Genomic DNA, 14,719 nt, shown 5'->3' on the forward strand with positions numbered 1-14,719 from the left:
TTTCAGTGATGAATGAGGCATTACAAAAATCTCTAACGCTTATTTTACTTATTTTGCTGGGTATTTTCTTAAAAGCAAAATATAAAAACAATGACATGGTGGGGGGCATCAAAGAAATGGTGCTTACTGTAGCCTTACCATCTACCATCTTTATAGCTTTGATGAAAATTCCACTCGATTCCACCCTCGCTTTGGTGCCATTGATTACGGTTGTTTTCAACTTTTTCCTGTATTTTCTTATTCCACCAGTTCTAGGTTTTTTCAACATTGACAAAAACTCAGCAAAGGGGCGAACTATAAAAATGCTCTTGCCTTCGCTTGCTCCAGGGCTATCTTGCTTTCCGTTTGTTGCGGAGTTTTTAGGTGAAAAAAGCCTCGCCATAGCTGCTATGGCCGATGTTGGAAACAAGTTTTTTGTGCTTATTTTCCTTTATATCATAGCCCTAAACATGTTTTTGGAACTTAACAAAAACGAAAATGCCAATGCTTGGACAAAAATAAAAAGCTTGCTTTTGAGCATGGTAAAAGAGCCTATCAACTCTATCATGATTGTGGCCATTTTGCTTTTGATCTTTGATGTGAGTTACAAAACCCTCCCAACCTTGGTCACTGATATTTTTGATAAAACAAGTGCCATGATGACGCCCCTCATTTTACTATTCATTGGATTAGCCGTTCAACTCAAACAAAGCAAAAAACGCATTATAGTATCCCTATTATTTTTTAGAGCAGGCATAAGTATTCTATTCAGTGCATTGTTGGTGGCTATTTTGGGCATACACGACCCCAACCTTATGCTTTTGGCCTTGGTTGTACCCTTAAGTTCAGCTAGTTTTTGGCCATTTGCACATATATCTGCATTTAATCTGAAAGAAGATAGACTTGAAATAGCAAAAGAAAAAAGAACATTCAATATCGAATTTGCTGTGCTGATTCTTGCATTTTCTTTGCCATTTTCGTCAGGATTGATACTTGGAATTTTATCCTTTGGGACTTTCTTTGCCAACAACCTCACTATGATCTATATGGGTATTTTGATGATAGCCATAGCAGTCATTCCGATATTCATCAGCAAACTTTCACTTCGCTTCTCAAATACAATAGCTAAAAACTGAATACAAAAGGGGTTTCTAGATTCAATTCTGGAAACCCTTTTTGTTTCTAAAACTAAATTTTCAATTCACACAAAATATAAACATTCTCATAATCAATTTGATATAACCCAAAAGTCTGAACATTCGGCCTGATTATTGGCATAAAACAAATAGCTAAGAATTAATTTTGAGTACAATTTAGCATTTGAAAACCATGACCATAGCAAGTCAGCAATTAGACCGAGGCTTAGCCACAAATATCGAATCCACTAGATCAAGAATAAGATGGGCGGTGTCGGCATTTTATTTCTTCCAAGGTTTGTGTTTTGCATCTTGGGCTAGTCGAATTCCGGATATCAAAACTGCCCTACAACTCTCCGATGGGGCCATGGGTTCTATTCTTTTCGCCCTTCCTGCAGGACAAATGCTCACTATGCCTTTTTCTGGTTATTTGGCTGGTAAATATGGGAGCAAAAAAATCATGTATTTTGGCCCACCATTATACGCTCTGGCCATGATTGCACTGGCATTGGCCAACAGTCCATTTCAGTTGGCTCTTGCATTATTTTTCTTTGGGATTTCAGGAAACTTAAGCAACATTTCTATTAACACACAGGCCATAACGGCCGAGAAAATGTATCGACGCCCAATAATGGCGTCATTTCATGGCTCATGGAGCTTGGCAGGATTTGCAGGTGCTCTCATCGGGCTTTTAATGGGCGTGTTGCAGGTTTCACCTTTGTTTCATTTCATTATTGTTGCGGCCATATCCATTGGAGCCACATTTCTTAATTCACAATATCTTTTGGAAGAAGTGAGTGTTCGACATGAAAAGACGAAATTGTTTCCTAAACCTGACCGGTTTATACTTTCATTAGGCGTGATCGGTTTCTTTGCGATGTCTTGTGAAGGAGCCATGTTTGACTGGAGCGGCGTATATTTTAAAGACATCGTAGGAGCAACAGGCGGCTGGGTGACCTTGGGATATGCCAGTTTTATGGTGATGATGACTATTGGTAGATTTATTGGAAACAAACTCACCGCACAGTTTGGTAAGAAAAAAATGATGCAAATCAATGGTGTTCTGATAGCCGTTGGTTTATTGATAGCCGTTATTTTCCCCTATATTCCAACCGCAGTTTTTGGATTTTTATTGGTTGGTTTTGGTATCTCTACAAACATTCCAACTGTATTTAGTTTAGCTGGAACGCATAAAAACATGTCTGCTAGTACTGCTCTGGCTTCCATATCAAGCATCAGCTACCTCGGTTTTCTTTTAGGCCCACCCATGATTGGCTACGTTTCCGAAGTCTTCAATCTCCGTATTTCTTACTTACTTATTGCAGTTTTTGGCTTGATGATTAGTGTGTTAGTGACTAGGATTAAGGCGATTAGGTAAACCAACTCAAATGTATAATCTTATCAATTTTAGCCAATAAGCTTAATTTTTTGACTAAGTATAGGTGGATTGAAATCTTTAAATAGAATCAAAATTCTTAAGTTAACATTTAATTTAAATGGTCCCTTAAATAACATTTACCCACATCAAATATAATACTCCGAACTGTGTTTGATTTCTTTCAGTACAAAAGTGCTATTCAAAACACCGATATTTTCAATTTTTGAGAGTTTGTATTTGATAAAATCGTGGTATTCTTCAAGGCTATTTACATGGATTTTCAGCACAAAATCAACTTGGCCGGCTAGGTGATAACATTCTTGTACTTCTTCCAATTTCTGAATTTCCTGCTCAAAATTTTCAATAAAAGCCTCATTGTGATATCGCATCGAAACCTGACAAATGGACGTTACCGACTTATTAATTAAGTCTTTATCTAAAATAGCCACGTATTTTTTTATAAATCCCAAACCCTCCAATCGCCTGATGCGGTCATAAATCGGTGAAGGAGTTAGCTTCAGTTGCCCTGCTATTTCCTTGGCTGTTTTTTTGGCGTCTTTTTGTAAAATCCTCAGGATAATTTTATCGGTTTCGTCCAATTGCTCCATAATGCACTAAAATTTATTTCATACAAAGTATAAATATAGTACTATTTAGTAAAAAACACTTTTAAAGTAGACATAATAAACTATTTTTACTGATTTATAGGACAATTAAACAACATAATATTTCATTTGATACTTTTGTGAGTAAATATTACTTCGAACAAATACACTTCATCAACAAATAAAACTATGAAAACGACAAAGGTTTTGGTAGTGGGTGCTAATGGACAACTTGGGTCAGTTTTGACACAAGCTCTTCAAACTAAATACGGCAGCGAGCAAGTTCTTGCCTCAGATTTGTTTCAAAAACCAGAATTTGATGGCTATTTTGAAATTTTAGACGGCACAAATTTTAATCAGCTACACGAAATTGTGGTTCGACATGGGATCACGCAAATCTATCATTTGGCGGCCATTCTTTCGGCCAATGGAGAAAAAGACCCGCTTCGCACTTGGGATATAAACATGAAAGCCTTGCTAAATGTCTTGGAAGTAGGCAGAATTGAAAAATTAGACAAAATATTTTACCCAAGTTCCATCGCCGTTTTTGGTAATTCGGCTCCTAAAGGTACTTGTCCACAGGAAACTTTTTTAGACCCAACTACCGTTTACGGAATCAGCAAAGCCACAGGCGAAAATTGGGCAAATTATTATTTCAATCGCTACGGTTTAGATGTGCGTTCGTTGCGTTATCCTGGGGTTATTGGCTACCAATCTTTGCCAGGCGGGGGTACGACCGACTACGCCATTGATATTTTTCACAAAGCAGTTTCCGACGAACCATACACCTGTTTTTTGGCAAAAGACACCCGTTTACCCATGATATTTATGGATGATGCCATCAAGGCAACACTCCAACTCATGGAAGCACCAAAAGAAAATATCAAAACTCGGACATCTTATAATTTGGCAGGGTTGAGCTTTACGCCCGAAGAAATTGCGGCAGAAATCAAGAAAACCATTCCGAATTTTGCAATCTCTTACGAGCCAGATTTTAGACAACAAATTGCTGAATCGTGGCCGCAAGTAATTGATGATAAGGAAGCTAAAGCTGAATGGGGTTGGCAATCAAACTATACTTTGAAAGAAATCGCTGAAACCATGATTTTTAAATTACAGGAACAATTAACATTTGCATAAAATTATGTTTGATAACATCAGAGAATACTATTCAGAAGAAATAACAGCCATCAAAGAGGCAGGTTTGTATAAATCAGAACGGATAATAACAACCCCACAGTCGGCTACGATAAATACACAAAATAAGGAAGTTTTAAACTTCTGTGCCAATAATTATTTGGGACTTTCGTCGCACCCCGAAGTTCTGGAGGCGGCCATCGAAACCATCAAAACGCATGGTTTTGGTATGTCTTCTGTGAGATTTATCTGTGGTACACAAGATATTCACAAAGATTTGGAGCGTAGAACGGCTGAGTTTCTCGGCACAGAAGATTGTATTTTGTACGCTGCGGCTTTCGATGCCAATGGCGGTGTTTTTGAACCACTTTTGGGTGCAGAAGATGCCATTATTTCGGACGAACTTAACCACGCTTCTATCATTGATGGTATTAGATTGTGCAAGGCTGAGCGTTTCCGTTATAAAAATAACAATATGGACGATTTAGAGCAGCAACTCATTGCGGCCAGTCATTGTAAGAAAAAGCTCATTGTAACCGATGGTGTTTTTTCGATGGATGGTTCGATTGCTCAGTTGGACAAAATCTGTGATTTGGCTGATAAATACGGGGCTATGGTAATGGTTGACGAGTGCCACGCAACGGGTTTTATGGGAAAAACAGGTCGAGGAACGATTGAATTGAAAAATGTAATCGGTAGAGTTGACATAGTAACAGGTACTTATGGAAAAGCACTGGGCGGTGCATCGGGTGGCTTTACGGCTGCAAGAAAGGAAATCGTTGAAATGCTTCGCCAACGCTCTAGACCGTATCTTTTCTCGAACACACTCGCTCCAGCTATCGTTGGTGCTTCCATAAAAGTATTGGATATTTTACAAAAATCTACAGCACTGAGAGACAAACTCGAAAGAAATGCTGCGTATTTCAGAGCAAAAATGACAGAAGCAGGTTTTGATTTGTTACCAGGCGAGCATCCGATTATCCCAATAATGCTTTACGATGCTCCTTTGGCTCAAAGTTTTGCAGCCAAGTTATTGGAAGAAGGCATTTATGTCATTGGTTTCTTTTATCCAGTTGTACCCAAATCGAAAGCCAGAATCAGAGTTCAGATTTCGGCAGGTCACGAAATCGAGCACTTGGATAAGGCCATTGCGGCTTTTACCAAAATCGGCAAAGAGCTGAAAGTTATTTAATGCTATTCAACTCTCTTTATTGCAATCCACCGGGTGTCTTTTTTTAGATTTTCGGTGGTTTTTGTTTAATAACTCCTTTGGTTTTGTTTTTATCCTAAACAGTGGGCTATACAGATATGGCATTAGACCTTACTCAATTTTAAACTACTGCAAATACAAGCCTTTTGTTTGGAATACATTCAGGTCCCGAACGAACTTTTTTTCAACAAAACTACTTCATTGTATAAATAAATAAAAAAAGCCGATGGGAAAACAAACTGATAGAATTGAGCCAGAAATCAGAACTTTCATAGAAAACCAGAAAATTTTCTTTGTGGGCACGGCTATGACAACTGGAATAGTGAATATCTCCCCAAAAGGCATGGATAGTTTGAGAGTTTTAGGTCCAAATCGAGTTATCTGGCTAAATGTGACTGGCAGTGGCAATGAGACCGCCACCCACATACAAGAATCGAACAGGATGACAATTATGTTTTGTGCATTTGAAGGAAAACCCTTGATTTTGAGACTCTATGGCAAAGCCAAATCTTATCATCCGCGTGATATCGAATGGAACGAATACATTGACCTCTTCCCCAAATATACTGGTGCAAGACAAATTTTCGACTTGGAGGTGAATATAGTTCAAACTTCTTGTGGAATGGCCGTTCCTTTTATGGACTATCATAGTGAACGCGAGGAACTAAACACTTGGGCAGACAAACAAGGAGAATCAGGTATCAATAAATACTGGCAAAACAAAAACACAGTAAGCTTTGATGGACATCCAACAGGCATATTTGAATGAGCTTATTAAAACCTATAACCTCTCAAAAACTCATCAGTTGTCATTCTCTTTTTTCCTTCTAATTGAAGGCTCTTTATGGCTAAATGGCCGTTTGAAGTTTGAATGAGTAGTTGTTTTTTGTGATCAGTTTTTAGGTTAAAATCTTCAAATGCTTGATTATCCATATTTGGAAATACTTCATTGACAATTTCTGTTTCAAATATCTTTAAAACTTTACCGTCCAAAGTTGTCCATGCGGCTGGGTACGGGCTCAGGCCTCTTACAAAATCGTATATAGATTTAGAATCTTTCTGCCAATCTATTTTGCAGGTTTCTTTAAAAATTTTAGGTGCGGGTTTCAGTTCTTGCGAAAAATCTTGTTTCTCACTTGGATAAACTCCTGATGCTATCGCCTTTACCGTTTTCACCATCAAATCGCCACCAATCCACATCATTCGGTCGTGCAAATCACCAGCAGTATCTGTGGCCTTTATTTCTATGTTTTCAGAAAAAATAATATTGCCTGTATCTATTTCTTTTTCAATGAAAAAAGTCGTTACGCCTGTCAAGGTTTCGCCATTAATGACCGCCCAGTTGATAGGAGCAGCACCACGGTACTGCGGCAGCAAGGAGCCATGTAGATTTATAGTGCCCATTTTCGGCATAGCCCAAACTGCTTCGGGCAACATCCTGAAAGCTACAACTACTTGCAGGTCGGCTTTATAAGTAGCCAACTCTTCAAGAAAATCTTTGTTCTTTAATTTTTCAGGCTGCAAAACTGGTATTCCCTGTGATAGAGCGTATTTCTTTACAGGCGATTCGCTCATTTTTTGGCCTCTCCCAACTGGTTTGTCAGGGGCGGTAATGGCAGCCACTACCTCAAAACCATTTTCCACCAATCTTTGCAAAGTTGCCACCGCAAAGTCAGGTGTACCCATAAATATAATTCTCATTTATTCTTAGATTTTAACGCATTCTGTCGGCGTCTTTTACCAACTTTTCGTCTTTTTTTATGAATCTATTGGCCAACCAATTGGCTGCCAAAGCCACAAAAGCGGCCCACATACCCAAGCCGTAAGTACCTTCACCACTTCCAAGTTTTATAGCGTCTGTCTGTATATGATACACTGTAATGGCCAAAGCTGCACCAATCAAAAGTGAGTTTAAAGCCACAAAAAGCATCTGACGGATACGATTTTTATACTGAAAAATAGTAAAAATGGTCAGAATCAAGGCCAAACCACCCAAAACGGCGACATAATAAATATCTTTATTAAAACTCGCTAAATTGCCAGTTTGATGAAAAACATGGTAAGGATTTACGACCACTTTCTCACTTGGACTAATGGCCTTCACAAACGAATTTGTACCCAAAAAAACACCTAAAGCTAAGGCTGTTAACAACAACAAAACGGATTGAACTCTCTGTAACATATAAAATTTAAATATTTACAAAACTAATATATAGATTCAATTTTCGGACAAAGTATTTGATTAATGGGTCAATTTCAAGATAATATCGCTGAATTCGGGATAAAGTTTTAGCAATTCGTCTCTTTCGGGCATTTCGAAATCTTGAAAATCAAAGCCAGGAGAAACCGTACAACCTACCAAAGCATAATCACAACCTTCGGGCAAATAGCTTCCAAACCAACAATTGGCAGGCACCACAGCTTGTAAAACTTCGCCTTTTTCAAAATCCCTACCCAATTTTATAAAATTCAATTTCGCTTCTGCATCTATAAAGCAAATTTCAAGCGGATGTCCTTCGTAAAAATGCCACATTTCGTCAGATTTTATCTTGTGAAAAGCAGAAAAGTGACCCTTTTTTATCAAAAAATAAATACCCGTTGAAAATACCCTAGCTCCATTAAATCTTGTAGGTAGACCTTCATGAGCAAAACTTTCCGAAGATTTGTAAGTTTCTTTGAAAAATCCACCTTCGGGATGGGCCTCCATACCGAGATTTTCTATCCAATAATCTGCCGTTTGCATTTCAAACTTTATTTTTAGCCAAATTTAGCGTAATTTTAGGTCAAATTTAAATTACCGAATGAGCAAAATATTGAAAAACAATATTATTCTGATTCTCTTCCTAATAGCACTCAACATCTTAGGTTTTTGGGTTTATTTCAGAGCCGACTTAACAGCCGACAAAAGATATTCTATTTCAGAATCAAGCAAAAATCTCCTCAAAAACCTCAATGACGAGGTTATTATAAAGGTTTATCTGGATGGCGAAGGATTACCTGGTGGATTTGAGAGATTAAAAAGAGCGGTAAAGGAAACTCTGGTAGAATTCAAATATTTTGGAAAAGATAATATAGATTATCAATTCATAAACCCTTATGATGGATCTGAAGAAGAACGAAATACCCTTTTTAAACAATTGGTGGAAAAAGGAATGCAGCCAACCAATATTTTTGCAAAAGAAGATGGTAAAAAGGTCGAAAATCTGGTTTTTCCGTATGCGACCATTTGGTATCAAAACAAAGAAGTTTCGGTTTTGCTGCTCAAGGCCAATCTAGCCCAAGATTCACAAACAAAACTTAATCAGTCTTACGAAAACGTTGAATATGAACTGGCCACAGCCATTCAGAAACTTACCATCACCAAAAAGAAAAAAGTTGGACTGCTCTCTGAATTTACCAATCTTCAGCCTATAAACTTTGCAGGACTAATCAATACGCTACAAGAATATTACGATTTGTACATCATAGAGTCTAAAAAATCTCCTTCGTTCGCGGGATTAGATGCTCTTATTGTCCCTAAACCCGACAAGCCCGTGGATGACAGCACAAAAGCCAAGATTGACCAGTACATCATGAATGGTGGCCGAGTTTTATTTTTCGTTGATGGTCTCAAAGTAGATTCTGTGGGTTTAGAGGGCTCTTTTGCCCAACCACTGGATGTCAATCTTGATGACATGCTTTTCAAATATGGTGTGAGAATAAATAAAAACATAGTTAAAGACGGCTTAAATGCGGCCATAATACCGATGGTGGTAGGCAATATGGGTGACAAACCGAATATTCAACCTATGCCTTATCGATATTTTCCATTGATCAACAACTTTAGTAATAGCTTAATTACCAAGAATATAGATATGGTTTATACCAAATTTACAGCAAGTATAGACCCCGTAAATGGAAACGATGGCTTAAAGAAAACACCACTATTGCTTACTTCGCAATACACCAAAGTATTGAATGCCCCAGCCCTAATTACCTATAATGAGGCTCGAACAGACACGGATGAAATGGAATATCAAAATGGTGTAAAAACGGTTGCTTATTTGATTGAAGGAACTTTTAAGTCTATACTTCAAAAGAGCTTTACGAATTCAGAAATAAAAACAACTTCGGTTCCGACTAAAATATTGGTTTGTTCCGATGGAGATATTATTGTAAACGAAATTGACAGAAAAACTGGCAATCCCTACCCTATGGGATTCGATCGATTCTCGCAGCACCAATATGGCAATCAAGACTTTGTAATAAACACACTTAATTATTTATTGGATGAGCAAGGTTTGCTTACTGCCAAATCAAAAAGTGTTGGATTGAGACCCTTAGATAAGTTAAAAATCAGTAATCAAAAAACAAAATGGCAGCTGATTAATATTGTTTTACCGCTGGTACTGTTGGTGGTTTTTGGTTTCTTGAGATTCTACTACGTGAAAAATAAATATGCTCGGGCATAAAATACAAAAGGCAGCCAATGGCTGCCCTCTGTACTTTTTTATTACCTAAACTTATAAAATAATCTTTTTCTCTACTTCCACTTTCTCAGTGTTTACAACATTGAGATCTTTCACAAAAACCTCTTTGTCGTTTGTAATTTCGAGCTGATAAGCACCGGTTTCTAACTGGGCCAAATCAAAGCAGTAGGCGGCTTTGCTGCTTCTCTTGTCGGCATACTTGGTCACCATAACTGCACCGTTTTTGTCTTTTAATTCTACTTTCAGATTATCCCCTTTTTCTTTTTCAACGAAAACTTTTAGTGAGTGAGAGTTCTGAACATTGTACATACCAACTTTGAAACTTTGCGGCTTAGGATTAGCCAAAGAAACCGAAACAGAGATCAACAACAACGCGAATGTTTTAACTAGCTTTTTCATAATTGTACTTTTTTTTAATTTTAATTGTAATAGCTTTTCATTTAATTAACGATACAAAGATAATAGTACTATGCACTACAAGGTACTATTTATACATTAGTGGTCGATTGGTTTATGTGAACGGTAATTATTTTGTAATAGCTTTGAATGATAGATGTGATAATGCAGCCAAACGTTGCATTAAAGATGTTAAGAAAGGTTAAAAAGAATATTTGGACAAAGACTTTCGAACAAAACTCTGTGAGGTATTAATAAGAAATAGAAATAAAGTAGATTCTCAATGAATAAATAACGCAAAAAGGGCCGATTCTTTCGAATCGGCCCTTTCAATATTTTTATAAAAAATAAGTCTTACATTTTTTCTACTTGAAGATAGCCAAGCTCCACAGGAGTGCTTCTACCAAAGATTTTAACACTTACACTTAGTTTTTTCTTCTCGTCATACACTTCTTCCACAGTTCCCTCAAAGCCGTTGAAAGGTCCATCAACAACCTTAACTGACTCTCCTTTGGCAAACGATACGCCTGAATCAACACTTTCCTCCGAATTTTGTTCCTGAACACCCAAGATCCTATTCACCTCAGATTGTCTCAAAGGTTCAGGCTCTATTGAAGCACCACCATTTTTACCTAAAAAACCAATAACGCCAGGAATACTTTTGATTAAGTGAAGTACTTCACCGTTACTCAAGTCAGCATTCACCAAAATATATCCAGGGAAGAAGTTTTTCTCTCTAACAGTTTTCTTTCCGTTTTTTACGGAAACAACTTTTTCTGAAGGTATCATAATTTCAGGAATAAAATCCGTCAATTTCCTTCTTCCTGCTTCGTTCTCAATGTAGTTTTTGATTTTTTTCTCTTGCTGAGAAACCGCTCTTACTACATACCAATTGAATTCACTCATGATGGGAATTTATAATTATATTGATTGATATAACAATCTCAGGGCGTTATCAATCAAAAAGTCAATACTACCTACTACTAAAGCAAATATAATAGATGCAATCAACACGAGCGTGGCACTTGCTTGTAATTCACTCATTTTAGGCCAATGAACTTCATTGGTAACTTCATGCCATGAATCTTTTACAAACTGAACTAAACTATTCATAATTCTATATTTTTTTCAGACAATTCCATTGTCATTTTTGCACAGGTACTAGGACTCGAACCCAGACCGACGGTTTTGGAGACCGTAGTTCTACCTTTAAACTATACCTGTTTATATCAATCGGGCTGCAAATTTAGTTTATTTTTTTTGTTGGAGCAATTAATCCTTTAAATTTTCTTTTTTAATTGTCCTAAAAACTAACAATAAACTTATCAATGACAGTAATCCTCCCATCAAAAACGGGGCCCCTGGAAAATATATGGGTGCATTTTCTTTGGTGAATATCCTAAACAAACCCAACATCAGCGGCTGACCAACAATCGCAGCAATGCTCATTAAGCTTGTTAAACCACCTTGCAACTCGCCTTGTTCGTTTTTTCCAACTTGGTTAGATATGATTCCCTGAAAAGCCGGACCCGCCAAACCACCTATTGCAAAAGGAATCATAATAGCATACATCATCCAAGAAGAAGACGCAAACGCAAATGCAGCCAAACCCAATGCATTTATAGCTAAACCTAAGAATAAAGATCTTTCCTGACCAATTTTGGGAATAATAACTCTGATTAAACCGCCCTGAACTATGGCTACCATTAATCCCACAAAGCCCAATGACAAACCTACTTCTAATTTTGACCACGAAAATTTCTCAATTCCATAAAAAGACCAAGTACCTTGAGTTGCGAAGTTTGACACATTTACTAAAAACAAAGACAAAACCAGTGCCAAAACGTACGGGTATTTTTTTAAATTCAACAAACTACCAATTGGATTTGCCCTTTTTATATCAAATTTTCGGCGATTTTCGGGCAAAAGTGACTCAGGCAAAATAAAATAGCCATACAACCAGTTAAGAATTGCCAAACCTGCTGATACCCAAAACGGAATTCTTGTGCCATACTCTCCCAAAATCCCTCCCAATGATGGCCCAATGATAAACCCAAGTCCGAAGGCCGCCCCAATCATACCAAAACTTTGGGCTCTTTTCTCAGGCTCAGTAATGTCGGCAATGTAGGCGTTGGCGGTAGTAAAACTTGCTCCAGCAATACCGGAAATGATTCTTCCCACAAAAAGCCAACCGATACTCGGAGCCAATGCCAAAAAAATAAAATCTAAACCAAAACCAAAAAGAGACATCAATAATACTGGTCTTCTACCATACTGATCACTTAAACCACCAATTATCGGGGAAAAAATAAACTGCATTAAAGCATATATAAAAACCAAATATGCCGAATATTGTGAGGCTTCACTCACTGTACCACCTGTAAGTTCTTGATATAAACTTGGCATTATTGGAATGATAATGCCAATTCCAATAACATCAATAAGTACTGTTACGAGGATAAAAAAAATAGCTTTGGAGTTCTTTTTCTCAGACATAAATAAGGGTTAATCCAACAAAGATACGAAAATTGAGGAAAATGGATTGAAAACAAGAATTCTAAAAAACAGATTACAATTTAGAGAGAATTGTATTATTTTACAGAATCCTTAATAATCAAAAAAAAATGCCAGCAAAATTCTTTGACCGACAAACCACGAATTTCTTATTGGAGCATGTTCATGCAATTGACACATTGACCCAATTGCCCTATTTTGCCGATCACAACTCTGAAACATTAAAAATGGTGCTAGACACGGCAGAGAGTATTGCTGAACGAATCATGTTTCCGGTGCTCAAAGATGTGGACCAAAATCAACCTGAGTTAATCAATGGTGAAGTTATCGTTCATCCAGCAATCAAGGAATACCTCAAAGCAGTTGGAGAAGCGGGATTAATTTCAGCAGATTTTGATTATAAAGATGGCGGTTCGCAGCTTCCATTTGCCATAAATAGTGTGGCTGGGTATATTCTGATGGCGGCAAATAATGGTATGATGTACACTGGTTTGACAAGCGGAGCTGCTCGCTTAATAGCTCACTTTGGCTCAGACTATCTGAAAAACAAATATTTAGAACCTATGTTAAACGGCAGGTTTCAGGGAACGATGTGTTTAACTGAGCCACAAGCAGGTTCATCTCTTTCGGATATTATTAGCACAGCAGAGCCATTTGGCGAAGGTACATTTAGAATAAATGGCCAAAAAATATTTATCTCCTGCGGCGACCACAACTATTGTGAAAACGTTATACACCTTTTTATTGGACGAATAAAAGGAGCACCAGCGGGAACTAAGGGAATTTCGTTGTTTGCAATTCCAAAATATCTAGATAATGGACAAAGAAATGATATTCATAATGTAGGAATTTACCACAAACTTGGTCAAAGAGGCGTGCCAGCAATGCACTTAGAGTTTGGCGAAAAATGTATTGGTTACATAGTAGGAGAAGAAAACAAAGGACTTTCATACATGTTTCAGATGATGAACGAAGCCCGAATTGGCGTTGGTTCTACCGGAGCGGCCATATCAACGGCAGCTTATCATGCTGCTCTACAATACGCAAAAGAAAGGCCACAAAGCCGAAGATTGAACAAAAAAGCAGAAATAAATGCACCTCAAATCCCTATAATTCAACATCCTGATGTGAGGCGATTATTATTTTCGCAAAAAGCGGCAGTAGAAGGTGGGCTTTCGTTGGTCATACAAACTGCCAAATATTACGACTTGGCCCATCACAGTGAGACCGAAGAAGAAAGGGAAAAATATTTACTTTTATTAGAAATTCTAACACCGATAACCAAAACCTATCCTTGCGAATCTGGATTAAAAACCACCAGTGATGCCCTACAATGCTTCGGCGGCTATGGTTTTACGGAAGATTTTCCAGCTGAACAATATTATAGGGACATCAGAATAACACCCATTTATGAAGGAACTACAGCCATACAGTCGCAAGATTTGCTTGGAAGAAAAGTTAGCTTGGCAAACGGCAAAGCCATGGGATTGCTTTCTGGTGAGATAATAGATTGTATAACCGAGGCTATAAGTCATGAAAAACTAAGAAAATACGCAAACCAATTGGCCTCAGAATTAAAGTCTTACAACAAAACCCTTCAGCATCTTTTTGGAATTGCTCAAACAGGCGATACTGAAAGGTATCTTTCAGACGCAGCATTGTTTTTGGAGTTGACAGGCACGCTTATAATCGCTTGGCAGTGGCTAGCAATGGGTTTAGCTTCAGAAAAAGCATTGGCGAAAAATGAATTGGAACCTGATTTTGCACAATCAAAAATAGAAACCATGAAATTCTATTTCCATTATGAACTACCCAAAACCACTGGCTTAACCACCAGACTTATGGATGAAGAGGTAATTACGATTTTGGGCGAAATAGATGTATTTGATAACTAA

15 protein-coding genes and 1 tRNA gene are annotated in these 14,719 nt (G+C 37.6%); 7 read left to right on the forward strand and 9 right to left on the reverse strand.

Annotated features, from left to right (window positions below; translation table 11 throughout):
* Nucleotides 1-8 precede the first annotated feature (8 nt).
* Nucleotides 9-1,115 (forward strand): hypothetical protein, encoded by a 1,107-nt coding sequence (locus EGI24_RS18610; protein WP_255050071.1) that lies wholly within the window; start codon nucleotides 9-11, stop codon nucleotides 1,113-1,115.
* Between the two features lie 193 nt (nucleotides 1,116-1,308).
* Nucleotides 1,309-2,493, forward strand: coding sequence for an MFS transporter (locus EGI24_RS18615; protein WP_255050072.1), 1,185 nt, complete (start codon nucleotides 1,309-1,311; stop codon nucleotides 2,491-2,493).
* A gap of 146 nt (nucleotides 2,494-2,639) precedes the next feature.
* Here EGI24_RS18615 and EGI24_RS18620 read toward each other — a convergent pair whose 3' ends face one another.
* On the reverse strand, nucleotides 2,640-3,101 hold the full coding sequence (locus tag EGI24_RS18620) for an Lrp/AsnC family transcriptional regulator (protein ID WP_255050073.1): 462 nt from the start codon (nucleotides 3,099-3,101) through the stop codon (nucleotides 2,640-2,642).
* Between the two features lie 186 nt (nucleotides 3,102-3,287).
* On the opposite strand from EGI24_RS18620, the gene EGI24_RS18625 reads away from it, so the two are divergent.
* The 3 genes from EGI24_RS18625 to EGI24_RS18635 all read left to right on the forward strand — a co-directional run bounded on the left by EGI24_RS18625 (nucleotide 3,288) and on the right by EGI24_RS18635 (nucleotide 6,214).
* Nucleotides 3,288-4,238 carry an NAD-dependent epimerase/dehydratase family protein gene (locus EGI24_RS18625; RefSeq protein WP_255050075.1) on the forward strand — a complete coding sequence of 317 codons (951 nt, stop codon included), beginning with the start codon at nucleotides 3,288-3,290 and terminating at the stop codon, nucleotides 4,236-4,238.
* 4 nt (nucleotides 4,239-4,242) lie between these two features.
* Nucleotides 4,243-5,427: a glycine C-acetyltransferase gene (kbl, locus tag EGI24_RS18630; protein ID WP_255050076.1), complete on the forward strand. Its 1,185-nt coding sequence runs from the start codon at nucleotides 4,243-4,245 to the stop codon at nucleotides 5,425-5,427.
* Nucleotides 5,428-5,671: 244 nt separating this feature from the next.
* Entirely contained in the window at nucleotides 5,672-6,214 is a 543-nt protein-coding gene (locus EGI24_RS18635; protein WP_255050077.1) for a pyridoxamine 5'-phosphate oxidase family protein, read from the forward strand.
* 5 nt (nucleotides 6,215-6,219) lie between these two features.
* On the opposite strand, the gene fmt is transcribed toward EGI24_RS18635, so the two are convergent.
* The 3 genes from fmt to EGI24_RS18650 are packed head-to-tail and all read right to left on the reverse strand — an operon-like array spanning nucleotide 6,220 to nucleotide 8,188.
* Entirely contained in the window at nucleotides 6,220-7,146 is a 927-nt protein-coding gene (gene fmt / locus EGI24_RS18640; protein WP_255050078.1) for a methionyl-tRNA formyltransferase, read from the reverse strand.
* Nucleotides 7,147-7,159: 13 nt separating this feature from the next.
* A complete protein-coding gene (locus EGI24_RS18645) occupies nucleotides 7,160-7,627 on the reverse strand; it encodes a DUF4293 domain-containing protein (RefSeq protein ID WP_255050079.1) in 468 nt (155 codons plus the stop codon).
* Nucleotides 7,628-7,687: 60 nt separating this feature from the next.
* Nucleotides 7,688-8,188: a cupin domain-containing protein gene (locus EGI24_RS18650; RefSeq protein WP_255050080.1), complete on the reverse strand. Its 501-nt coding sequence runs from the start codon at nucleotides 8,186-8,188 to the stop codon at nucleotides 7,688-7,690.
* A gap of 58 nt (nucleotides 8,189-8,246) precedes the next feature.
* Between EGI24_RS18650 and gldG the strand changes: the two genes are divergently transcribed.
* Nucleotides 8,247-9,896, forward strand: a complete 1,650-nt coding sequence (gene gldG, locus EGI24_RS18655) for a gliding motility-associated ABC transporter substrate-binding protein GldG (RefSeq protein ID WP_255050081.1) — start codon at nucleotides 8,247-8,249, stop codon at nucleotides 9,894-9,896.
* A 51-nt stretch (nucleotides 9,897-9,947) separates the two neighbouring features.
* On the opposite strand, the gene EGI24_RS18660 is transcribed toward gldG, so the two are convergent.
* The 5 genes from EGI24_RS18660 to EGI24_RS18680 form a co-directional block, all read right to left on the reverse strand.
* A complete protein-coding gene (locus EGI24_RS18660; RefSeq protein ID WP_255050082.1) occupies nucleotides 9,948-10,313 on the reverse strand; it encodes a DUF3244 domain-containing protein in 366 nt (121 codons plus the stop codon).
* A gap of 351 nt (nucleotides 10,314-10,664) precedes the next feature.
* On the reverse strand, nucleotides 10,665-11,216 hold the full coding sequence (gene nusG / locus EGI24_RS18665; RefSeq protein WP_255050084.1) for a transcription termination/antitermination protein NusG: 552 nt from the start codon (nucleotides 11,214-11,216) through the stop codon (nucleotides 10,665-10,667).
* A gap of 15 nt (nucleotides 11,217-11,231) precedes the next feature.
* On the reverse strand, nucleotides 11,232-11,423 hold the full coding sequence (gene secE / locus EGI24_RS18670) for a preprotein translocase subunit SecE (protein ID WP_255038556.1): 192 nt from the start codon (nucleotides 11,421-11,423) through the stop codon (nucleotides 11,232-11,234).
* A gap of 40 nt (nucleotides 11,424-11,463) precedes the next feature.
* Nucleotides 11,464-11,534 (reverse strand) — tRNA-Trp (locus EGI24_RS18675).
* Between the two features lie 48 nt (nucleotides 11,535-11,582).
* Nucleotides 11,583-12,806 (reverse strand): TCR/Tet family MFS transporter, encoded by a 1,224-nt coding sequence (locus EGI24_RS18680; protein WP_255050085.1) that lies wholly within the window; start codon nucleotides 12,804-12,806, stop codon nucleotides 11,583-11,585.
* Nucleotides 12,807-12,934: 128 nt separating this feature from the next.
* Here EGI24_RS18680 and EGI24_RS18685 point away from each other — a divergent pair, with 128 nt between their 5' ends.
* Nucleotides 12,935-14,719: an acyl-CoA dehydrogenase gene (locus EGI24_RS18685; protein ID WP_255050086.1), complete on the forward strand. Its 1,785-nt coding sequence runs from the start codon at nucleotides 12,935-12,937 to the stop codon at nucleotides 14,717-14,719.

Origin of the sequence: Lacihabitans sp. CS3-21 (assembly GCF_024343675.1) — a bacterium.
Classification (GTDB): Bacteria; Bacteroidota; Bacteroidia; order Cytophagales; family Spirosomataceae; genus Leadbetterella.